General features: G+C 64.5%; 21 protein-coding genes and 1 tRNA gene. 2 read left to right on the top strand and 20 right to left on the bottom strand.

Translation table 11 applies throughout. The annotated features are described in order from the left end of the window. Window positions 1–20: 20 nt before the first annotated feature. The 4 genes from AC1DOQ_RS18885 to AC1DOQ_RS18870 all read right to left on the bottom strand — a co-directional run bounded on the left by AC1DOQ_RS18885 (window position 21) and on the right by AC1DOQ_RS18870 (window position 3,231). Complete coding sequence (locus AC1DOQ_RS18885) at window positions 21–1,061, bottom strand: quinone-dependent dihydroorotate dehydrogenase (protein WP_477367629.1); 1,041 nt, start codon at window positions 1,059–1,061, stop codon at window positions 21–23. A gap of 66 nt (window positions 1,062–1,127) precedes the next feature. Beyond that, a complete protein-coding gene (locus tag AC1DOQ_RS18880; protein WP_477367627.1) occupies window positions 1,128–1,856 on the bottom strand; it encodes an arginyltransferase in 729 nt (242 codons plus the stop codon). 57 nt (window positions 1,857–1,913) lie between these two features. After that, window positions 1,914–2,636 (bottom strand): leucyl/phenylalanyl-tRNA--protein transferase, encoded by a 723-nt coding sequence (aat, locus tag AC1DOQ_RS18875; RefSeq protein WP_477367624.1) that lies wholly within the window; start codon window positions 2,634–2,636, stop codon window positions 1,914–1,916. Window positions 2,637–2,649: 13 nt separating this feature from the next. Next, entirely contained in the window at window positions 2,650–3,231 is a 582-nt protein-coding gene (locus AC1DOQ_RS18870) for an NUDIX hydrolase (protein WP_477367621.1), read from the bottom strand. 173 nt (window positions 3,232–3,404) lie between these two features. On the opposite strand from AC1DOQ_RS18870, the gene AC1DOQ_RS18865 reads away from it, so the two are divergent. Beyond that, window positions 3,405–3,481: transfer RNA gene (locus AC1DOQ_RS18865), tRNA-Met, on the top strand. A gap of 157 nt (window positions 3,482–3,638) precedes the next feature. Then, window positions 3,639–4,052, top strand: a complete 414-nt coding sequence (locus AC1DOQ_RS18860; protein ID WP_477367618.1) for a T6SS immunity protein Tdi1 domain-containing protein — start codon at window positions 3,639–3,641, stop codon at window positions 4,050–4,052. Between the two features lies 1 nt (window position 4,053). Here AC1DOQ_RS18860 and AC1DOQ_RS18855 read toward each other — a convergent pair whose 3' ends face one another. From AC1DOQ_RS18855 to AC1DOQ_RS18780, 16 genes are all read right to left on the bottom strand, one after another. After that, entirely contained in the window at window positions 4,054–5,103 is a 1,050-nt protein-coding gene (locus tag AC1DOQ_RS18855; protein WP_477367615.1) for a hypothetical protein, read from the bottom strand. Window positions 5,104–5,112: 9 nt separating this feature from the next. After that, a complete protein-coding gene (locus tag AC1DOQ_RS18850) occupies window positions 5,113–6,129 on the bottom strand; it encodes a hypothetical protein (RefSeq protein WP_477367612.1) in 1,017 nt (338 codons plus the stop codon). A 61-nt stretch (window positions 6,130–6,190) separates the two neighbouring features. Next, the gene (locus AC1DOQ_RS18845) at window positions 6,191–7,066 is read right to left on the bottom strand and encodes a DNA-3-methyladenine glycosylase 2 (RefSeq protein WP_477367609.1); all 876 of its coding nucleotides are present in this window, start codon (window positions 7,064–7,066) and stop codon (window positions 6,191–6,193) included. 8 nt (window positions 7,067–7,074) lie between these two features. Continuing rightward, window positions 7,075–7,983 carry a DMT family transporter gene (locus AC1DOQ_RS18840; protein WP_477367606.1) on the bottom strand — a complete coding sequence of 303 codons (909 nt, stop codon included), beginning with the start codon at window positions 7,981–7,983 and terminating at the stop codon, window positions 7,075–7,077. Window positions 7,984–8,168: 185 nt separating this feature from the next. Beyond that, window positions 8,169–9,245, bottom strand: coding sequence for a M48 family metallopeptidase (locus AC1DOQ_RS18835; protein ID WP_477367603.1), 1,077 nt, complete (start codon window positions 9,243–9,245; stop codon window positions 8,169–8,171). An 18-nt stretch (window positions 9,246–9,263) separates the two neighbouring features. Continuing rightward, window positions 9,264–9,713: a dUTP diphosphatase gene (dut, locus tag AC1DOQ_RS18830; RefSeq protein WP_477252933.1), complete on the bottom strand. Its 450-nt coding sequence runs from the start codon at window positions 9,711–9,713 to the stop codon at window positions 9,264–9,266. 39 nt (window positions 9,714–9,752) lie between these two features. Continuing rightward, window positions 9,753–10,970: a bifunctional phosphopantothenoylcysteine decarboxylase/phosphopantothenate--cysteine ligase CoaBC gene (coaBC, locus tag AC1DOQ_RS18825; RefSeq protein ID WP_477367804.1), complete on the bottom strand. Its 1,218-nt coding sequence runs from the start codon at window positions 10,968–10,970 to the stop codon at window positions 9,753–9,755. A 17-nt stretch (window positions 10,971–10,987) separates the two neighbouring features. Beyond that, window positions 10,988–11,512, bottom strand: a complete 525-nt coding sequence (gene lspA, locus AC1DOQ_RS18820; protein ID WP_477367600.1) for a signal peptidase II — start codon at window positions 11,510–11,512, stop codon at window positions 10,988–10,990. Window positions 11,513–11,601: 89 nt separating this feature from the next. Beyond that, a complete protein-coding gene (ileS, locus tag AC1DOQ_RS18815; RefSeq protein ID WP_477367597.1) occupies window positions 11,602–14,493 on the bottom strand; it encodes an isoleucine--tRNA ligase in 2,892 nt (963 codons plus the stop codon). A gap of 87 nt (window positions 14,494–14,580) precedes the next feature. Further along, on the bottom strand, window positions 14,581–15,552 hold the full coding sequence (locus tag AC1DOQ_RS18810; RefSeq protein ID WP_477367594.1) for a bifunctional riboflavin kinase/FAD synthetase: 972 nt from the start codon (window positions 15,550–15,552) through the stop codon (window positions 14,581–14,583). Window positions 15,553–15,711: 159 nt separating this feature from the next. Beyond that, window positions 15,712–16,941: a tetratricopeptide repeat protein gene (locus tag AC1DOQ_RS18805; RefSeq protein ID WP_477367591.1), complete on the bottom strand. Its 1,230-nt coding sequence runs from the start codon at window positions 16,939–16,941 to the stop codon at window positions 15,712–15,714. Window positions 16,942–17,011: 70 nt separating this feature from the next. Further along, on the bottom strand, window positions 17,012–17,443 hold the full coding sequence (locus AC1DOQ_RS18800) for an ExbD/TolR family protein (RefSeq protein WP_477367588.1): 432 nt from the start codon (window positions 17,441–17,443) through the stop codon (window positions 17,012–17,014). Window positions 17,444–17,509: 66 nt separating this feature from the next. Beyond that, entirely contained in the window at window positions 17,510–17,938 is a 429-nt protein-coding gene (locus tag AC1DOQ_RS18795; RefSeq protein WP_477367585.1) for an ExbD/TolR family protein, read from the bottom strand. Window positions 17,939–17,941: 3 nt separating this feature from the next. After that, on the bottom strand, window positions 17,942–18,859 hold the full coding sequence (locus tag AC1DOQ_RS18790; RefSeq protein WP_442123388.1) for a MotA/TolQ/ExbB proton channel family protein: 918 nt from the start codon (window positions 18,857–18,859) through the stop codon (window positions 17,942–17,944). An 86-nt stretch (window positions 18,860–18,945) separates the two neighbouring features. Further along, complete coding sequence (locus AC1DOQ_RS18785; RefSeq protein WP_477367802.1) at window positions 18,946–19,608, bottom strand: energy transducer TonB; 663 nt, start codon at window positions 19,606–19,608, stop codon at window positions 18,946–18,948. A 563-nt stretch (window positions 19,609–20,171) separates the two neighbouring features. Next, complete coding sequence (locus tag AC1DOQ_RS18780) at window positions 20,172–21,698, bottom strand: SpoVR family protein (protein ID WP_477367582.1); 1,527 nt, start codon at window positions 21,696–21,698, stop codon at window positions 20,172–20,174. Between the last annotated feature and the right edge of the window lie 2 nt (window positions 21,699–21,700).

Here is a 21,700-nt window from a genome sequence, read left to right as displayed (position 1 = left end):
AGGTGGCGCGGGGGTGACGCTTAGGACGTGCGCAGCGCGTCCGCGCACTCCTTCACCAGCCCCGGCCCACGGTAGATCAGCCCGCTGTACAGCTGCACCAGCTGGGCGCCGGCCGCGATCTTGGCCTTGGCGTCGCTGCCGCTCAGGATGCCGCCGACGCCGATGATCGGGACCGCATCGCCGACTTCCTTCTTGAGCGCGCGGATCACGATGTTCGACAGGTCAAATACCGGCGCGCCGGACAGGCCGCCCTGCTGGTTGGCGTGGCGGAGGTTCTCGACGTCGCGGCGGCCGAGCGTGGTGTTGGTGGCGATCACGCCGTCGATGCCGTGGCGCAGCAGGGCCGCGCCGATGTCGCGGATCTGGTCGGCGTCGACGTCGGGGGCGATCTTCAGGGCCAGCGGCACGTAGCGGCCGTGCTCGTCGGCCAGGCGCGACTGCTCGCCCTTGAGCTGGCCCAGCAGGGCGTCGAGTTCGGAGGCGCCTTGCAGCTGGCGCAGGTTCTTGGTGTTCGGCGAGGAGATGTTCACCGTCACGTAGCTGGCGTAAGGGTAGACCTTGCGCAGGCAGTGCAGGTAGTCCTCGGCGGCGCGTTCGATCGGGGTGTCGGCGTTCTTGCCGATGTTCAGGCCGAGCACGCCTTGCTGTTCCAGGTAGAAGCGCGAGGCGCGCACGTTGGCGACGAAGGCGTCGACGCCGCCGTTGTTGAAGCCCATGCGGTTGATGATGCCGCGCGCGGCGGGCAGGCGGAAGATGCGCGGCTTCGGATTGCCGGCCTGCGGGCGCGGCGTCACGGTGCCGACTTCGATCGAGCCGAAGCCCAGGGCCGCCAGGCCGTCGATATAGGCGCCGTCCTTGTCGAGCCCGGCGGCCAGGCCGACCGGGTTCGGGAAGGTGATGCCCATCACGGTGCGCGGGTCGGGCTTGGGTTTCCTGACCAGGCCGGTCAGGCCGAGCGCGTTCGCGCGGCGCAAGGCGGGCAGCGTCAGGTTGTGAGCCGTTTCGGGATCGAGGGAAAACAGCAGCGGGCGGGCAAGGGCGTACAAGAGTTTGTCGGACATGGCTGGCTAAAAGTGAGTTGCCGACATTCTACCTTGTACGGGTGGGTGTGGAGCACCCACCCGGGGTCAACGTTCGAGCACGCCCCACACGCCGTCGATGCGTGCCTCCAGCGGCCGGAAATTGATCTTGTACGCCATCTTGGGACTCTGTTCGATCCAGTAGCCCAGGTAGACGTAGGGCAGGCCCAGCTCGCGCGCCTGTTCGATCTGCCACATCACGTTGAAGGTGCCGAAGGAAGCGCCCTCGACGTCGGGATCGAAGAAGGTGTAGACCGAGGACAGGCCGTCGGACAGCACGTCGATGATCGACACCATCCGCAGCGTGCCGTCCGGCTCGCGGAACTCCACCAGGCGCGTATTCACACGGCTCTGCAGCAGGAACTGGGCATACTGGTCGCGGCTGTCCTGGTCCATGCCGCCGCCGACGTGGCGGGTGGTCTGGTAGCGCAGGTAGAGCGCATAGTGCTCGTCCGAGAACGACAGGTTGGCCACCATCGCGGACAGGTCCGCGTGACGCTTCCAGGCGCGGCGCTGGCTGCGGTTGGGAGTGAAGTCGTCGACGGCCACGCGCACGGGAATGCAGGCGCGGCAGCCGTCGCAGTAGGGCCGGTAGGTAAAGATCCCGCTGCGGCGGAAACCGTTGCGCACCAGTTCCGAATACACGTCCGCGTTGATCAGGTGCGAAGGCGTGGCGACCTGCGAGCGCGCCTGGCGCGCGTCGAGGTAGCTGCACGGATAGGGCGCCGTGGTATAGAACTGCAGCGTGGAGAAGGGCAAGTCATTTAAGTGCGTCATGCAATGCTCTCGAGACGACGTTTGACCCATTGTAGCCAAAGACGGCGCGGCGCACCGTTAGGTGGTCAACGGTGACGTAACTTCCCACCTTTCGATGGGGGGCTCGGCGATCGCCTGCCGCAGGTGGTCGAGGAAGACCTTGCGCGGAATCGGGAAGGCGCCGAGCGAGGCCAGGTGGCCGGTCTCCTGCTGGCAGTCGAGCATGCGTACGCCATGGCTGCGCAGGAAGGCGACCAGGTAGGCCAGCGCCACCTTGGAGGCGTCGGACACGCGTGCGAACATCGACTCGCCATAGAACATGCGGCCGATGCAGACGCCATAGGCGCCGCCGACAAGTTCGCCGTCAAGCCACACTTCCGCCGAGTGCGCATAGCCCATCCGGTGAAGGCCGGTGTAGCCGGCGATGATGTCGTCGGAGATCCAGGTGCCGGGCCCGTCCTTGCGCGGCGCGGCGCAGGCGCGCATCACGGATTCGAAGGCGCTGTCGAAGCGCACCACCCAGGGACCGTCCTCGCAGCGCGAACGTTCGACCTTGCGCAGGGTCTTCTTGAGGCTGTCGGAAATCTTGAAGTGGTCGGTGTACAGCACCATGCGCGGATCGGTGCTCCACCACAGGATGGGCTGGCCTTCCGAGAACCAGGGGAAGATGCCGTTGCGGTAGGCCTGCAGCAGGCGCTGGGGCGAGAGGTCGGCGCCGGCCGCCAGCAGGCCGGGCGCGTCGGTGGTCAACGCTTCGGATACGTCGGGGAACGGCGTACTTGCCTCGAGCCAGGGAATCATGGTGCGCGATCGGTCAATCGGGTTCGACGGGGCCCCGCATCGGCCGCGTGATGTCGCGGCTGTGGAAGCCGTAGCTGCCGCCTTCCACGACCTTGCGGCGGTCGGCGAAGAACAGCTCCAGCGTGGTGCGGATGGTCGGGAAGGCCAGGTCGTCCCAGGGGATCTCGTGTTCGGCGTACAGCTGCACGTCCAGGCTCTCGACGCCGGGCGCGAAATCCAGGTCGAGCAGGCGCGCCAGGTAGAACATGTGGACCTGGTGCACATGGGCGACGTTGAGCAGGGTGAACAGGTCGCCGAGTTCGACGTTGGCGCCGGCTTCCTCCTCGGTTTCGCGCACCGCGGCCTGGCCGGTGGTCTCTTCGTTTTCCATGAAGCCGGCCGGCAGCGTCCAGTAGCCGTAGCGCGGCTCGATCGCGCGCTTGCACAGCAGTACCTTGAGTTCGCCGTCCTTTTCCCAGACAGGAATCGAGCCGATCACCATCTTCGGGTTCTGGTAATGAATGGTGCCGCATTGGGTGCACACGTAGCGCGGACGGTTGTCGCCTTCGGGGATGGCCACCGTCACCGGATGGGCGCACTCGGAGCAGAATTTCATGGAAAAAGTAGGTAGTAACGTTGCCCTTACTTTACCACCGTATCGGACCGGCTGTGCCGCAATCCGTACGCGCATCCAGGCCGCCGTGCAGGCAGCGCATGCTGCTTCGGGCCGGGAAAACCGGACCGGCATTGCGCAAATGGCCGGAGCTGCGTATAATACGAACCATCAGACGCGGGGTGGAGCAGTCTGGCAGCTCGTCGGGCTCATAACCCGAAGGTCACAGGTTCAAATCCTGTCCCCGCAACCAGATTCCAAGGCCGTTGATCCTGTTCAGGATCAGCGGCCTTTTCATTTTCACTGCCGGCCCCGGCAGCGCCTGAAGCGCCTCAATCCCCATCTCCTTTGCCGCAACCCCCGCGGACCAGTCCGGTCGAAGACATGTCGGCTGAATGCGGAGTCTTTCGATGATAACTGTGGACGAGATTAACGAAGCCTGGGGCTGGACCGGCCTGAATGCCGTCGAAGTGCTGGGGGAGAATGCCTTCGGCAACCTGATCATCCGCGACGAGGAGGGCCGCTACTGGCGCCTGTCGCCGCAGGACCTGTGCTGCGAACCGGTGGCCGAAGACCGCGCCGCCCTCAATGCCCTGTCCTATAACCAGGAATTCCTGAACGACTGGTACATGCCCGAGCAGGTGCGGCTGGCCGAATCCGCGCTGGGTCCGCTCAGCGCCGGCCGCAAGTACTGCCTCAGGATCCCGAGCGCGCTGGGCGGCCATTACGGGCGCGACAACCTGGCCACCGTGCCCTTGTCCGAACTGATCCGCTTCGCCGGCGAGGGCGCCCAGCAGTTCGAGGGCCTGCCGCGCTGGAGCTAGCCTAGAAATCCTTGAGGAATCCCACCTGGAACAGGTCGCGGTCGTCGGTCTGGCGGAAGGTCTTGACCCGGTTGAAGTTCGCGAACACGCGCGCATGGCGCGTCACGGCGTGCTCGGCCTGGAAGGTGATCAGCAGGTTGCCGTGGGTGATGTTGTCGTCGCGACGGTTGCGGGCAATATATGGGCCGAGTCCGGCGCTGATCGCGAAGCGCGGCGTGACCCGCTGCACGTAGAACAGCTGGGCGGCCAGGCCGCGGCGGTCGACCCGTGCGCCGTCGTCGCCTTCGAACAGGAATTTGCCGGACACGGCCCAGTGCTCCATGCGCTCGCCCAGGTAGCGGCGCGCTTCCAGCACGGCGGCCAGGGCGGCGTCGGTGCCGGACATATTGGTGATCGAGTTGCCGCCCGAGATGCCGAACCAGGTCTGGCCGTCGGCGGGATCGGTTTCGGGATCGGCTTCCGAGCGGCCGAACTGGCGGCCGATGCCGATCATCAGCGCATCGGAGCGGTGCACATTGCGCATCTGGACGTGGTTGTAGCCGATGCGCAGGTGGGTGCCTTGCGGCATGAAGTTCAGTGGCAGCCGCAGGCCCACGCTGACCAGCGCGCCGACGTTGGCGTCGTCGATCTGGCGGCCGTCGATGACGGTCGTGTTCATGCTCAGGTAGGGCCCGATGCCCAGCTCGACGGCACTGCCCGTGCCGAGCTGGCGCACCACCAGCCATTGCACGGCGAACCCGTCGCGGTGGTTGTTGTCCGGATGGCCTTCGTTGTAATGGACGAAGTCGATCCGTTCGCTGAGGCTGTCAGGCAGGGGCGAGCCGAACAGGGTGCGCTGCTGGCGACCAGCGCGGACCTCGAAGGTGCGTCCGCGCATCCAGACGTTACCCTCGGCATTGCCGCCATGGATGCGGCCATTGCCGAATATCGCCGACAGGTAGGCGCCGTGGTCGTCCGGGGCATCGGTGACGTCGGTCTGGGCCCGGGCAGGGCTGGCGCATGCCAGCAGCATGGCGAGCAGGGAAAAGGAGAAGGTCGGTTTAATGTTCATGAAACAATTCTAATACCGCTTGCGTATCCCTACCAGAAACAGATCGCGGTCATCCATCCGGACGAAGGTTTTTACACGGCCGAAGTCGAAGAAAACCCGGATGTCGGGCGACAGGGCGCGCTCGGCCTCCAGGCTGATCAGGAGGTTGCCGCGCACCGGGGCGTCGGTGTCGGCCTGGACGCTCTCGCGCCGGTTCCTGGCGAAATACGGACCGATCCCGGCGCTCATCGAGAAGCCCGGCGTGACTTCCTGCACGTAGCGGAACTGGGCCGCCAGGCCGCGCCGGTCGACGCGGCTGCCGTCGCTGCCTTCGAACAGGATCCGCGCCGACCACGCCCAGTGCACGGCGCCGTGGTCGAGGTCGCGGCCGGCATCGAGCACGGTGACGCGGCCGGTGGCGGTGCCGGGCATGCTGGTGACCGCGGCGCCGCCCGCCACGCCGAGCCAGAGCGGGGTGGAGGTGTCGGCGATCGGCCCCTGCCCGACCGCTCCGAACTGGCGGGCGAGACCGAGCATCAGGGCATCCGAGCGGTGCACGCCCGGCATCTGGGCGTGGTTGAAACCCAGGCGCAGATACGTTCCCTCCGGCGCGGAAAACAGCCGCATGCGCAGCGCCGCGCTGAGCAACAGGCCCCAGCGCGTATCGTCGAGCTGGCGGCCGTCGAGGAAGGTCGTGTTCATGCTCAGGTAGGGACCGATGCCGAGTTCGGTGGAGAAGCGGTCGTCGAGCTGCCGGACGCCGGCCCATTGCAGGGCGAAGCCGTCGCGGTGGTTGTTGTCGGGATGGCCTTCGTTGTAGTAGACGACGTCGATGCGGCTGTCGGCCGCCCCGTTCAGCGGCCGGCCGATGCGCAGTTCGCCGGCGCGGCTGCGCATCCAGCGGTTGCCGGCGGCCCGGCCGCCCTCGATGCGTCCGCCGCCGTGCTGCACCGAAAGATAGGTGCCGCTGTCGATCGCCTCATCGCCGGCGTTGGCGCTGCCGGCCCAGGCCAGCAGTAGTGCGCAGATGCATGCTCGTGCTCTCATTCCCGACTCCCCTAGCTGACGACCTCATCAGTCTCACCAGGCGGGATGCCGCCGCCTTGTGTTAGCTCAGGCTCGCCCACAGGTGGGCGGCGGCCATGGTGCGATGAGGGCGGTAGTTGGCGAGAAAGGCCGCGGCTTCCGCCAGGTTCGGGCGTTCCGCGGTGCCGAGCAGGCGGCCGATGGCGGTCCGCACGGCAACGTCGCCTTCGAGCGAGCAATCGGCAAAGCCGTAGCCGCGCAGCAGGCCGTAATTCACGGTCCAGGGACCGATGCCCTTCACCGCCAGCAGGCGCTCGCCGACCTCATGCAGGTCGGCATCGCGGTCCAGGGGAAGCGAGCCGTCTGCCAGCAGGCGCGCCAGCCGCAGCAGGGTCTCGGCCTTGGCGCGCGAGAACTTGCGGCTGGTGAGCTGCTCGAGCTCGAGGCGGGCCGCATCCTCCGCGTCAGGATAGCACCACAGGCCGTTCGGGTGCGCGCGGCCGGCCAGCGAGATGAAGGTGCGGCGCAGGGAGATCGCGAAGGCCAGGTTGATCTGCTGGCCGATGACGGCCCAGCTCAGGGCTTCGAAGACGCTGGCCGACTGGATCACCCGCAGTCCGTGCGCGCGCGCCACCAGCGGCGCGAACAGGGGATCGTCCGCGACCTGGGCCTCGAAGGGAGCCGGATCGATGCGCAGGCCCAGCACGTTGAGCAGCATGCCCTCGACCTGGGCCGGCAAGTGCGCGGCATCGATGTCGACCGTGCACAGGGCGCGGTCCGGCTGCGCGCCCAGGTCGATCCCGAGCACCGCCGGCACGCCGTCGACCATCACGCCCTTGCGGATGGTGTGGGCGTCGATGCGCTCGGCCAGGCCTTCGGCGTCGCGGCCGTGAAAGGTGAAGACGTCCCGCCGGCGGTAGTCCGGCGGCAGCTCGACGGCAAGTTCGAAGCGACTCATGCAGCCGCTCACTTACCTGCCGCCGGCGCAGCGGAACGCCGGTCCGCGCCGCGGTTGAAGCGCGGCACGAAGCCCGTCACCAGGGCGGTGCCGACCAGCACGATGGCGGAGCCGGCGATGGTGTACCAGCCGATGGTCTCGCCGAGGAAGAGGGCGCCCCACAGGATGCCGAATACCGGGTTCAGGAAGGTGACCGTCAGGGCCGAGGTCGTGCCGACTTCCTCGATCAGGCGGAAGTAGAGGATGTAGGCGATGCCGCTGCACAGCACGCCCAGCGCCACGACGGCGCCGACGATGCCGGGTGTCGGCGCACCCGTCATCGGGAAGAAGGGCAGGGCCGGCAGCACCATCAGGCTCGAGGTCCACATGGTGCCGTGGGCGTTGGCGAAGGGCTCGACGCTCTTCGCCGAGCGCGCATACTGGCTGGCGATGCCGTAGCTCAGCGCGGCGACGAGGGCGGCGGCCACGGCCAGCCCGGCACCCGGCTTGCTGGAGACGTGATCGAAGCCGACCAGCAGGGCCACGCCCGCCGTTCCCAGCAGCAGTCCGATGGCGGTGCGCAGGCCGATGGCATGGCGGGTCCAGACCGCGCCGACGATGGCGCCCCACATCGGCGCGGTGGCGTTCAGCACCGACAGCACCGAGGCCGACAGGGTGCGTGCGCCGAAGGCGAACAGCAGGAAGGGCAGGGCGGAATTGAAGAAGCCGAGGATGAAGAAATGCTTCCAGTTGGCGCGCAGGTCGAGGCGCTTCTTCAGCACGAAGCCGACCACGGCCAGGAACAGGGCGGCGAACAGCACGCGGAATTCGATCAGCACCGCCGGCCCCAGCACGGGAGCGCTGATGCGCATGAAGAGGAAGGATCCGCCCCAGATGGCGGCAAGGGAGATGAGGCGCAGCAGGTTGACGGTGTTCATTGCCTTATTCCGTGTGAAGCGTCAGGCATGATGGCCCGATGCGGCGCCGCGGACTCTCCGTTTCTTGCTGCCGAATTGGAGAGTGCGGCGGGGAACTGGCAATGATACAAAAAATTTACACCACCCGTCGTCCCTGCCTTCGCGGGGGCGACGTTGATTCATTGCGAGGGACGACGCTTACAGGCTTACGGCACCAACGCCTTCCTGGCCGCCTTCTTGCTCTTGATCTCCGCCTGCGCCTTCTCGATCGCCGCCAGGCGTGCCGCGATGGCCGGGTGGTTGGCGCTGTAGCCGTTCAGTACCGTGGCCGGATGGGTTTCGGTCAGGCGCTTCCAGAAGTTGTCGGCGTTGTCGATGCCGTAGCCGGCGCGCGCGGCCAGGTAGAGGCTGAGACGGTCGGCGGCGGCGTCCATTTCGGGCGGCATGGCCTTGATGCCGCCGCTGCCGATCAGCATCGAGGTATCCGGCGTGACGCTCTTGAGGTTGTCGATGATGCTGCCGATGGTCGACACGTTGCGCTGGGCCGCGGCGTGGCCGAGCATGTTGTGGGCCATGGTCTTGGCCAGCACGTAGGCCAGTTCCTCGTCGTTGCGGGTGAAGTTGATCATGCCGCGGGTGACCAGCACGCGCGAGCCGTCGGCATAGGCGTTGACGTTGTCGGCGTTGCCCAGTTCGATCGCGAAGGCGCAGGCGCGCGTGACCGGAATCGAGAGCTGGCGCTCGCTGTCGTGGCGTTCCACCGTCATCGGCAGCGTCGCCTGGGAGGCGATGATCTTGCCGAAGATGCCGCCGGCCTGGCTCAGCGCATGCTGGCCGGTGGGCAGCGGCTTGCCGCCGGCGGCGAGCAGGACGTCGCCGGTCTGCAGGCCGGCCTTGGCGGCGCCGCTGCCGGCCAGCACGCTGGTCACCTGCAGCCGTTCGTCCATGCCGAAGGCGACATGCGCGGCCTCGTTGTAGTCGCCCGGGTAGGACCAGCGGTTCTTGGCGGTGAAGCCGAGCAGGTTGCGGGCCTGGCCCTTGCACAGTTCGGCGTTCTGGATGAGGAGGGGAGCGGCTACCTTGTACAGGCGGTTCTGCTGATCCGCCATCCTGGTCAGGGTGTCGGCGGCGGCGGCCATCTGCGGGCTGAGGGCGGGCGCCTCGGGCGTGCGTTCGACGACGCGCGGTACCGTTCCTGGTTGCTGCGGCGCCTGGGTGGCGCAGCCGGTCAACAGCAGGGCGATGAATGTGGCAAATGCAGCCGCGAAGCGATTGGCGCTCATGTGCTCCTCATGTCTGGTTTATTGTTTGCCGGTGCTGCCGAATCCTCCGGCGCCCCGGTCGCTCGATGCGAACTCCTCCACGACGTTGAAACCAACCTGAACGACGGGAACCACGACCAGCTGCGCAAGCCTGTCCATCGGCTGCAGCGTGAACGTGGACTGGCCCCGGTTCCAGGTCGACACCATCAGCTGGCCCTGGTAATCGGAGTCGATCAAGCCTACCAGATTGCCGAGAACGATGCCGTTCTTATGGCCGAGCCCACTGCGCGGCAGGATCATCGCCGCATGGCCGGGGTCGGCGATGTGGATGGCGAGGCCGGTCGGCACCAGCACCGTCTGGCCCGGTTCGAGCACAAGCGGCGCATCGATGCAGGCGCGCAAGTCCAGGCCCGCGCTGCCGCCGGTGGCGTAGGCGGGCAGGAAGTCCTTCATGCGCGGGTCGAGAATCTTGAGGTCGATCTGTTTCATGGAGAGTGAGGCGTGAAGCGTGAAGCGTTGATGGATGGATCAGGTAAGCAGCGAGCGCTGTTCGAGGCGCTTGGCGATTTCCGAGACCAGCTGGCGCGCCAGCTGCAGCTTGCCCGCCTGTGGCAGCACGGTGTGGCCGCTGTCGTCGAACAGGACGATCGAATTCTCATCCTGCCCGAAGGTATGGTGGCCGATATTGCCGACCAACAAAGGGATGCCTTTCTTCTCGCGCTTGGCGGCGCCGTATTCGATCAGGTTTTCCGACTCGGCGGCAAAGCCGACGCAGTAGGGCCAGCCGCTCAGCGAGGTGGTGGCGGCGACGGTCGCGAGGATGTCCGGATTCTGCGCGAACTGCAGCTGCGGCGTGCCGCTGCCGTCCTTCTTGATCTTCTGCGCGCTGGCATTCTCGACGCGCCAGTCGGCCACCGCCGCCACGCCGACGAAGATGTGCTGGCCGGCGATGCCCGCCATGACGGCGTCCAGCATCTGCCGGGCGCTCTGCACGTCGATGCGGCGCACGCCGTGCGGCGTGTCGAGCGCGGTCGGGCCCGATACCAGGGTCACTTCGGCGCCGGCTTCGCGCGCGGCGCGCGCCACCGCATAGCCCATCTTGCCGGACGAGAGATTGGTGATGCCGCGCACCGGGTCGATCGCCTCGTAGGTCGGACCGGCCGTGATCAGGACGCGCTTGCCCGCCAGGACCTTGGGCTGGAACGAGGCCACCAGCTCTTCCAGCAGCTCGTGCGGTTCCAGCATGCGGCCCATGCCGGTCTCGCCGCAGGCCTGGGAGCCGGCGGCCGGACCGAAGATCTGTACGCCGTCCTCGCGCAGCTGGGCGACGTTGCGCTGGGTCGCCGGCTTTTCCCACATCTCGACGTTCATGGCCGGCGCCACCAGCAGCGGCACCTGGTGCGGGCGCGCCAGGCACAGGGTCGACAGCAGGTCGTCGGTGGCGCCGTGGGCCAGCTTGAACAGGAAGTCGGCCGAGCAGGGCGCGACCAGGATCGCATCGGCGTCGCGCGTGAGGTCGATGTGGGCCATGTTGTTGGGGATGCGGCCATCCCACTGGTCGGTGTAGACGGTGCGGCCGGACAGGGCCTGCATCGTCACCGGACCGATGAAGTGGGTGGCGGCGTCGGTCATCACGACCTGCACGCCGGCGCCCTCCTTGGTCAGGGCGCGGCACAGCTCCGCGGCCTTGTAGCAGGCCACGCCGCCGGACAGGCCGAGGACGATCTTCTTGCCCTTCAGGTCCATGCTCATGGTGAAGCTCCTTAGTGCTTGTTCACCCGGCGCAGTTCGTCGAAGATGAACAGGACCGCACCGATGGTGATCGCGCTGTCGGCGATGTTAAAGGCCGGGAAGTGGCCGACGCCGGACAGGTGGAAATCGAGGAAGTCGATCACGTGGCCCTGGACCAGGCGGTCGATCAGGTTGCCCAGCGCGCCGCCCATGATCAGGGCCAGGGCCCAGCAGAACATGCGCTGGCCGGCGTGCTTGCGCAGCAGGTGGATGATGAATACGGCGGCGGCGATGGCGATGCCGGCGAAGAGGTACTTCTGCCAGCCGCCCTGGTTGGACAGGAAGTTGAAGGCGGCGCCCTCGTTATACGCCAGCACCAGGTTGAAGAAGCTGGTGATCGGCTTTTCTTCGCCATGCACGAAGGTGCGGATGACGGTGATCTTGCTGATCTGGTCGAGCAGGATCACGATGAAGGCGATGCCGAGCCAGGGCGTGAGGCTGGCGCCAGAGCTGGATTTGACGGCGGTGAAGCTTGGTTTGGTTTTTTTTGTGGCCATGGCTTGGACGATGAGGGAGGGAGAGCCGCCCGCGTCCGGCCCTGTCGGACCGGATGCGGACGGCGGCTTGTCAATGCTTGGGCACGGGCTCAGGCAAACCTGCGTTGCTCACCGCTGCCGAACAGGTTGCTCGTGCAGCGGCCGCACAGGCCCGGATGCGCGTGGTCGTGGCCGACGTCGCGGCGGTAGTGCCAGCAGCGCTCGCACTTTTCCGCTTCGGACGGGGTCACGCTCACCGCTTCCTGGGCCGCGTCCTCGACCTTCTCGACGCTCGCCTGCGAGGTGATGAAGACGAACTTCAGGTCGTCGTCCAGGCTGGCCAGGGCGTCGTACTTCTCGCCGGCGGCCTTGAGCGCCAGTTCCGCCTGCAGCGAAGAGCCGATCGCGCCGGATGCGCGCACTTCCTCGAGCTGCTTGGTGACGTCGGCACGCACCGCGCGCAGCAGGGCGTACTTGGCCAGCAGGGCGTCGCGGCCGGCGATCTCCGGGAAGTTCCACAGGGTCTGGGTGAAGATCGTCTCGTCGCTTTCCGCATAGGCCTTCTCGCCGGCGAACACGGCCCAGGCTTCCTCGGTGGTGAAGGACAGGATCGGCGCCATGACGCGCAGCAGGGCGTGCGCGATATGCCACAGCGCGGTCTGTGCCGAGCGGCGGGAGAGCGAGTCGACGCCGGTGGTATACAGGCGGTCCTTCAGGATGTCGAGGTAGAAGCCGCCCAGGTCTTCCGAGCAGAAATTCTGCAGGCGGGCGACCACCGGGTGGAACTCGTAGCGCTCGAAGTGGGCTGCGATGTCGGCTTGCAGCTTCTCGGTCTCGGCCAGCGCATAGCGGTCGATCTCCAGCATCTCGGCCACCGGCACGGCATTCTTGACCGGGTCGAAGTCCGAGGTGTTCGCCAGCAGGAAGCGCAGGGTGTTGCGGATGCGGCGGTAGGATTCGGTCACGCGCTTGAGGATCTCTTCGCCGATCGACAGCTCGCCGGTGTAGTCGGTCGATGCCACCCACAGGCGCAGGATGTCGGCGCCCAGGGTATCGGAAATCTTCTGCGGCGCCAGGGTGTTACCCAGCGACTTCGACATCTTCTTGCCGTTCTCGTCGACCGTGAAGCCGTGGGTCAGCAGCGCCTTGTACGGCGGACGGCCGTTCAGCATCGAGGAGGTCAGCAGCGAGGAGTGGAACCAGCCGCGGTGCTGGTCCGAGCCTTCCAGGTAGAGGTCGGCCGGGAAGGCCAGCTGTTCCTTGTGCGAGCCACGCAGCACGGTCTGGTGGGTGGTGCCGGAATCGAACCAGACGTCCAGGGTGTCGCGATTCTTCTCGTAGATCTCGGCGTCGTCACCCAGCAGCTCGCGCGGGTCGAGCTGGTGCCAGGCGTCGATGCCGTTCGCTTCGATCAGCTTGGCCACCTGCTCCAGCAGTTCCGGGGCGCGCGGGTGCAGCTCGCCGGTTTCCTTGTGGATGAAGAAGGCCATCGGCACGCCCCACTGGCGCTGGCGCGACAGGGTCCAGTCCGGACGGTTGGCGATCATGCCGTGCAGGCGCGCCTGGCCCCAGTCCGGGAAGAATTTGGTGGCGTCGATGCCGGCCAGCGCGGTCTCGCGCAGGGTCGGACCGCCGTCCTTCGGCGTCACGTCCATGCCGGCGAACCACTGGCTGGTGGCGCGGTAGACGATCGGGGTCTTGTGGCGCCAGCAGTGCATGTAGCTGTGGTCGAACATCTTCAGTTCGAACAGGGCGCCGGCGTCGGTGAGCGCGCCGCAGATCGGCTTCGATGCTTCCCAGATGGTCATGCCGCCGAACAGCGGCAGGGTCGAGGCGAAGCGGCCGTCGCCCATCACCGGTTTCAGGATCTCGTCGTCCTTCATGCCGTGCGCCTTGCAGGACTGGAAGTCTTCCAGGCCGTAGGCCGGGGCCGAGTGGACCACGCCGGTGCCGCTGTCGGTGGTGACGTAATCGGCCAGGTAGACCGGGGAGCTGCGGTCGTAGAACGGGTCGGCCTTGTGCAGCGGATGCTTGAAGCGGACGCCTTCCAGCTTGGCGCCGACCGTGGTGGCGACGACCTCGCCTTCCAGCTTGTAGCGCTGCAGCACGGATTCCGCCAGGTCCCTGGCGACGATCAGCAGGACCGGCTTGCCGTCCTTCTCGGTCTTCACCAGCGCATACGTCACTTCCGGGTGCACGTTCAGCGCCTGGTTCGACGGGATGGTCCACGGGGTGGTGGTCCAGATCACGATGAAGCCGTCGCCGGCCGGCAGTTCGGCCAGGCCGAAAGCGGCGGCCAGCTTTTCCGGTTCCGCGAACGGGAAGCCGACGTCGATCGCCGGGTCGCGCTTGTCCTGGTATTCCACTTCCGCCTCGGCCAGTGCCGAGCCGCAGTCGAAGCACCAGTTCACCGGCTTCAGGCCGCGGTAGACGTAACCCTTTTCCAGCAGCGTGCCGAGGGCGCGCAGCTCGTCGGCCTCGTTACCGTAGGCCATGGTCATGTAGGGATTGTCCCATTCGCCCAGCACGCCCAGGCGGATGAAGCCGGCGCGCTGGCGGTCGATCTGCTCGAGGGCGTAGGCGCGGGCTTTCTGCAGCACCTCGGCGGTCGGCAGGTTCTTGCCGTACAGTTTTTCGATCTGGATCTCGATCGGCATGCCGTGGCAGTCCCAGCCCGGCACATAGGGCGCATCGAAGCCGGCCATGGTGCGCGATTTGACGACCATGTCCTTTAGGATCTTGTTGACGGCGTGGCCCAGGTGGATGTCACCGTTGGCGTAGGGCGGACCGTCGTGCAGCACGAACTTCGGACGGCCGGCGGCCGCCTTGCGGACGCGCTCATAAATCTTTTTCTCTTGCCATTGCTTGACCCAGCCCGGCTCGCGCTTGGCGAGGTCGCCGCGCATCGGGAAGGCGGTATCGGTCATGTTGACCGGGTATTTGCTGTCGGGCTTGTTGCCCCCTTGTTTGGCCCCTTTCGGGCCGTTCTTCGTATCGGACATAGGATTTTTCTAAAGTGGACTGCTGTTGTGCGTGAAGCGTGACAGTGGCCAGGCCGCGTCAGGCGGCGTGGCCGGCTTGGTTCACGTTCAAATTCGGTCGGTGGCGGTGAGGGCGGCGCGGCGCTGGGCGAACCAGGCGCGCGCCTGCTGGGCGTCATTCTCGATCGCCGCCGTCAGGGTCGGCAGGTCGACGTATTTTTCTTCGTCGCGCAGCTTTTTGAAGAATTCGACGCGCACCAGCTTGCCGTAGCAGGGCTGGTTCCAGTCGAATACATGGACTTCGAGCAGCATGCGGCCCGCATCCTCGACGGTCGGGCGCACGCCCAGGCTGGCGACGGCCGGCAGCGGCTGATCCGCCAGGCCATGTACCTGCACCACGAAGATGCCGGCCAGGGCCGGGCGGTGGGCGACACGCAGGTTCAGGGTCGGGAAGCCCAGCGTACGGCCGAGCTTGGCGCCATGGATCACGTGGCCGGACATCGAATAGGGATGGCCGAGCAGGGCGCGGGTGGCGTCGAAATCGCCGGCCGCCAGCGCGGCGCGCACGGCCGAGGACGAGATCCGGGTGGCGTCGTGCAGCACGGCGGGCAGGCTGTGTACTTCGAAGCCGTATTCCTTGCCGGCGTCAAGCAGCTGGGCGACATTGCCGGCGCGGCGGGCACCGTAGCAGAAATCGTCGCCGACCATCAGCCACTTCACGTGCAAGCCCTCGACCAGCACCTTTTCCGTGAATTCCCGCGGCGACATCGAGGCGAAGTGCTCGTTGAAATGCTCGACGATGACGCGGTCGACGCCGGCATCGGACAGGGATTCCAGCTTGTCGCGCAGGTTGGCGATGCGGGCCGGCGCCTTCGACAGGTCGTTTGCCCGGCGGGCGAAGTATTCGCGCGGATGCGGCTCGAAGGTCATCACGGCGGACTCCAGTCCAAGGCGCTGTGCGGCCGCGGTCACGTGCGCCAACAACGCCTGGTGCCCGCGGTGGACACCGTCGAAGTTGCCGATCGTGAGTGCGCAAGGGGCGCGCGCCCTGTCGTTGGGAAGTCCGCGAAATACCTTCATTGGATGATTCGTGCTCCGAGGCGAAATACCAGATTATACGGCAAAGGGCATGTTGCACAGCGCAATGCCCTGAATGCCGTATATGACCATGGGAAAGAAAAAAGCGCCGCCTGCAGGGCAGGGCGGCGCTTTTCAGCGATGCGGGGAGAAAGTCGGGGCTCAGGCCGCCGGCTTGTTGATCGCCATGATGAAGTAACGAGCCAGGTCGGCCGTGCCATCCTTGCCGCCCACGGTCCTGAACGTGTTGATGGCCTGCTGCTTCTTGCCGGCGGCGGCATAGGCCTCGCCCAGGTGCAGCTTGGCATCTTCCGGATACTTCAGCTTGCCCGACTTGATGGCGGCTTCCATCATTTTCAGGCCCTTGTCGGCCTGGCCGGCCTGCACCAGGGCGTAGCCCAGGGCCAGCAGGCCGTCCTCGTCGCCCAGCTTGGTCAGGTCGGCTTCGGTGGCGGCAAAGTTCTTGTTCTGCTCTGCCAGGTTCTTCTCGGCCAGGTCCTTCAGGCGCTGGTGACGATCGGCATCCGGACCCGTGCCCAGGGCGCCGGCCTTGTAGCCCTTGTCGACGACCTTGACGGCTTCAGCCGGCGCTTTCGACTGCAGAACAAGCTGAGCCATTTCCATGAACTCGCTCGGCTTCTTCATCAGGTTGTTGGCCAGCTTCAGGCGGTAGACGTCCACCGACAGGCGGCTCGCGAAGCCCGGCTTGCTCTGCACGCGGTTCAGCAGGTCGGTCCAGTACTGGGCTTTCGGATAGTTGGCTGCCAGTTTTTCGATGGTGTTGACGTAACCGGCCTTGTCGTTCTTCTTGAGCTGGATGTTGGCCAGCATGCCCAGCTGGTCTTCGCTCAGCGAACCACGCTTCTCGGCGGCGCGCAGTTCGTTTTCCAGCGCGGCGACGTTGCCCTGCTTGTAGTAGTTCTGCAGCAGGTAGGCGCGCAGTTTCGGATCGTCACGCTCTTTCAGCTGCTTCTCGATCGCGGCGTTCGCCTTGTTCAGGTCGCCGGCACGCATGTAGATGCCGATCAGGCCTTCGGAAACCTGCGATTTTTGAGCGGCGGACAGCTTGCCGGAGGCGAGCAGGGTCTCGGAGGCCTTGGCGGCGGTGTCGTAGTCACCGGCCTGCACGGCGGCGCCGAGACGGGTCATTTCGATCAGATAGGTTTCGTTGGCGGATTTGCCGCTGACGCTGTCGAGCTGGCGCAGGGTCGCCAGAGCTTCCTTGTTCTTGCCCGACTTCATCTGTTGCTGGGCTTGCTGCAGCGGTTTGCCGATTTCCGGACGGACCGTTTCGGCGGCGTAAGCCGGAGCCAGGCCAACCACCGGAGCGGCAGCGGTGAATCCGAGTGCGGCCAGTGCGAGGCCGAGATGTGCGAGGCGGAACTTGGACATTGTTAGATTTCTTCCTTCAAAATAGACACGGCAGGGAGTCCCTGCCGTGTTCATTATAGCCAAAGTGACTTTACTGGAACTGTTCGTTACCGACCATACCGATCTTGGTAACGCCCAGACGCTGTGCCGTCGCCATGACGCCAGCAACTACCTTGTACTCAACCAGCTTGTTCGGACGGAGATGCACTTCCGGCTGGTTAGGCATCGCAGCGATGCTGTTCATCTTGGCTTCCAGGGTTGCACGATCCGGAATCGCCTGGCCATCCCAGAGGATGGTGCCGTCGAAGTCCACGTCGATCGTGACCACTTGCGGTTTTTCCGTCTGCGGCGGCGGGGTGCCAACCGGCATGTTCAGATTGACCGAGTGGTTTTGCTTCGGAATCGTGATAATCATCATAACGATGAGAACGAGCAGGACGTCGATCAGCGGCGTCATGTTCATTTCCATCATCGGTTCCGGATCAGCTCCTTTGGCGGAGCCTCCACCTACGTTCATACCCATGGTGTTTCCTTTCAAATGTTGGGGCACGGCGGTGGCGCCAGGCGGGCCTGGCGCCACCGAGGGGGATTAGCCCTTGTCCGGCGGTTCGATGATGAAACCGACCTTCTGTACCCCAGCACGCTGTGCCGTATAGATCACCCGGCCGATCGCTTCGTAGCGGGTGGTCTGGTCGCCGCGAATCTTGACTGCAGGCTGCGGGACCTTCACCGACTGCTCCGCGAAGAACTTGAACAGTTCATCCGTGTTAGCGATGTGTTTCTGATTCCAGTACATCTCGCCTTCAGAGGTCACGGTGATGTTGATGTCTTCCGGCTTGGTCTTGGTGACCTGGTTCGCTTCAATCGGCAGGTGGACGTTTTTCAACTTCAAGACCACCGGGCTGGTGACAAGGAAGATGATCAGGAGAACCAACATGATGTCGACGAGCGGCGTCGTGTTGATCTCTGACATCACGGCATCTTCTTCTCCGGAATCGGAGCCGACACTCATTGCCATAATTTATCCCACTTTCTTGGCGCTCGCTGCCGCGCGACCAGCTTCCGAGGTCGACATGGCGCCCGAGATCAGGACCGAGTGAACGTCGGCGCTGAACGAACGGATGTCTTCCATGGCTGCCTTGTTGCGGCGAACCAGCCAGTTGTAACCCAGAACTGCCGGAACTGCGACGAACAGACCGAATGCAGTCATGATCAGTGCTTCACCCACCGGACCTGCGACCTTGTCGATCGAGGCGTTACCCGACATGCCGATGGCGGTCAGTGCGTTGTAGATGCCCCAGACGGTACCGAACAGACCGATGAACGGCGAGGTCGAACCGACGGTTGCCAGGAACGACAGGCCATCCTGCAGACGCGACTGGACTTTGTCCACGGCGCGCTGGATCTGCATGGTCACCCAGGTCGACAGGTCGATCTGCTCGAGCAGGGCGCCGTCGTGGTGCTGGGTTGCCTTGGTGCCGGTTTCAGCGATGAAGCGGAACGGCGAGCCATCCTTCAGTTGTGCCGAGCCGGCAGCGATCGACGGAGCTTTCCAGAACTTCTGGGTGGTTTCCTTCGACTGACGCATCACTTTAGCCTGGTCCAGCAGCTTGGTGATGATGATGTACCACGAACCGATCGACATCAGCGACAGGATGATGATGGTGCCCTTGTTGACGAAGTCGCCTTCTGCCCACATCTTTGCGGGACCGTACGGGTTCTCGACTTTTTCCTTGGTGCCTTCGGCAGCCGGAGCGGCAGCCGGAGCTGCTGCGTCGGCAGCCGGAGCTGCTGCGTCGGCGGCCGGTGCGCTTGCCGCCGGAGCCGCGGCGCCTGCTGGTGCGTCAGCGAAGGCCGGCGCGGACACCAGGGCCGATGCTGCCGTTACCGAGAACAGGACTGCCGCCAGGAGAGCGGACAAACGGGTATTCTTAAACATGCTTCCTCCAAAAATTTAAAATGAACAGTTCGCTGAACAAATGACAACGAAATTTAAAACTTGAGACTTTCTTACGAGCGTCTCTCTTATTCAAGCGTCCAGACGTACTGCACCGGCTGCCATGCTTGCACGGGCACGCCATTCTCCGTTGCTGCCTTGAAGCGGCACTTACCCAGAGCTGCCTGAGCTGCCTTGTCCAGGTCACGGAAGCCGCTCGACTTCGTGATCTTGGAATCCATCACCCGACCGTCGGCACCGATCAGGAACGAAATAGTGGAGACACCGGTTTCCTCGTTACGCAGCGACGATTTCGGGTATTCCGGCTTCGCGCAAGTATTGAAGTCGGCCACTGCCTCGGTACGGCTCGGACCCTTGGACGGCGGGGCCGAAGGAGCCGGGTTTGCCGGAGGAGCGGGCGGAGCCAGGTCCCGGGACGGCGGAGGCGTGTTGGTCGCAGCCGAGATGGTGTTTTGCGGCGGCGGCGGTTGCTGCACCTGCACCTCGACCGGCGGGATGAACGGCGGCGGCGGCGCCTTCATTTCCGGCGGCGGCGGCGGCGGCGGAGTTTCCGGCGGTGGCGGCGGTTTCACGTCTTCGATCAGTTTCGTTTCCACAGCTTCCGTCACCTTGCTGACGATCTTGGTACCAAGGCCATTAACGATTGCCCAAGCGACCAGAACGTGCAACAGGACGACGATGGCTATGCCTGTGAAATTCTTCCCGGGGTTTTTCTCATGCGAAAAATTCATGCCATATTTCTCCAATACCATCTCTTTTTTGTTGCTACTAAACCCACTAAACACGACAAAAACTCAGGGCCGCATCCGGGACATCGAGGAATTATACCTACGAATTCTTTTTTGCACATACATTTTTATACCTCCAAAGAGGGGCTAACTGCCTGTAAAAACAAGCAAACAAGCTCATCCGTAATGAGGAAGCACGGGGTGCATGATCGAGAATGCAGTTAGCTTTATGGCAATGTTAGCGTTATCCCCTTGTCGATGTGTAGAAGATCAGGTCAAGTAGCCCGTTTCGCCAAATTTTCCATGCCGATTTTGCCAGTTGGCAAATAAGATATGATTCAATAATGGCGTTTCTGCAAACTATAGCCAGATTCATTCATGGGGGGCGTACTGTTGAAACGGCCTCGCCCTTGTGGTAAGGGCAAAGGTCATAAGAGGCACTTATGTACGCACGCCTGTTTGATATGGCTCACTTGCCACGCAGGTAGAATTTTGCGTTGACACAGAAAAAAGGCCTGTCCTAAGAAGACAGGCCTGTCGGCGCGCATGCCACCAGCATATATATATTAGTAGCGTGCGCGCTTCTCGCGGCGGCACTCGAGGCTGCTGACCACCCGCCCCGACGGATCGACCGTTTCCAATCTGACGTCGAAACCCCAGAGCCGGGCCACGTGTTTGAGCACTTCGTGAGCTTGCTGGTTCAGCGGACGGCGCTGGAACTGCGTATGGCGCAGGGTCAGGGCACGGTCGTCGCGGGTGTTGACCTGCCATACCTGGATGTTCGGCTCGCGATTGCCCAGGTTGTACTGCTCGGCCAGCTGCTGGCGCACGTAGCGGTAGCCCTGCTCGTCGTGGATCGCCGAAATCGTCAGCTTGTCGCTGCGGTCGTCGTCCAGCACGGCAAAGAAGTGGAAATCGCGGATCAGCTTGGGCGACAGGTACTGGGCGATGAAGCTTTCGTCCTTGAAGTTCCGCATTGCGAAATCGAGGGTCTTGATCCAGTCGCTGCCGGCGATGTCCGGGAACCAGGCGCGGTCCTCAATGGTCGGCTCCTCGCAGATGCGCTTGATGTCGGTCATCATCGCAAAGCCGAGCGCGTAAGGATTGATCCCATTGTAATAAGGGCTGGTTGCCGGCGGCTGGTAGACCACGTTGGTATGGCTCTGCAGGAATTCGAGCATGAAGCCGTCGCCGACGATGCCCTCTTTATATAGTTCCTGCAGGATCGTGTAGTGCCAAAAGGTGGCCCAGCCCTCGTTCATCACCTGGGTCTGGCGCTGCGGATAGAAATACTGCGAGATCTTGCGCGTGATGCGCACCAGCTCGCGCTGCCAGGGTTCCAGCAGTGGCGCGTACTTCTCGATGAAGTAGAGCAGGTTTTCCTCGGGCTCGGCCGGGAAGCGCGGCGGCGGCGCATCCCGGTGGGACTCCTCGCGCCGCGGCAGGGTACGCCAGATCTCGTTGATCTGGGACTGGGCGTATTCCTCGCGCTCCTTCTGCCGGTTCTGTTCCTGGGCCACCGACAGCTTGGCCGGACGCTTGTAGCGGTCCACGCCATAGTTCTGGAGGGCGTGGCAGGAATCGAGCAGTTCCTCGACGGCGTCGATGCCGTGGCGCTGCTCGCACTCGGCGATGTAGTTCTTGGCGAAGACCATGTAATCGACGATGGCGTCGGCATCGGTCCAGGTGCGGAACAGGTAATTCCCCTTGAAGAAGGAATTGTGGCCATAAGCCGCGTGGGCGATCACCAGCGCCTGCATCGTCAGGCTGTTTTCCTCCATCAGGTAGGCGATGCAGGGGTTGGAGTTGATCACGATCTCGTAGGCCAGGCCCATCTGGCCGCGGCGGTAGCTTTTTTCCGTGGTCAGGAAATGCTTGCCGAAAGACCAGTGGTTGTACGACACCGGCATGCCCACCGACGTGTAGGCATCCATCATCTGCTCGGCGGTGATGATCTCGAGCTGGTTGGGGTAGGTGTCCAGGCCAAACTTCCTGGCCACCCGGCGGATTTCCTCGTGGGCTTGCTCGATCAGGTCGAAGGTCCACTCCGACTGGTCGGGCAGGGCACGCGGATTCTTGGGATCTCTTGGCATGA

The organism is Massilia sp. 01N417, assembly GCF_056399645.1.
The sequence above is the reverse complement of the archived record's forward strand: the minus strand, read 5'-3'. Positions and strand labels throughout refer to the sequence as shown.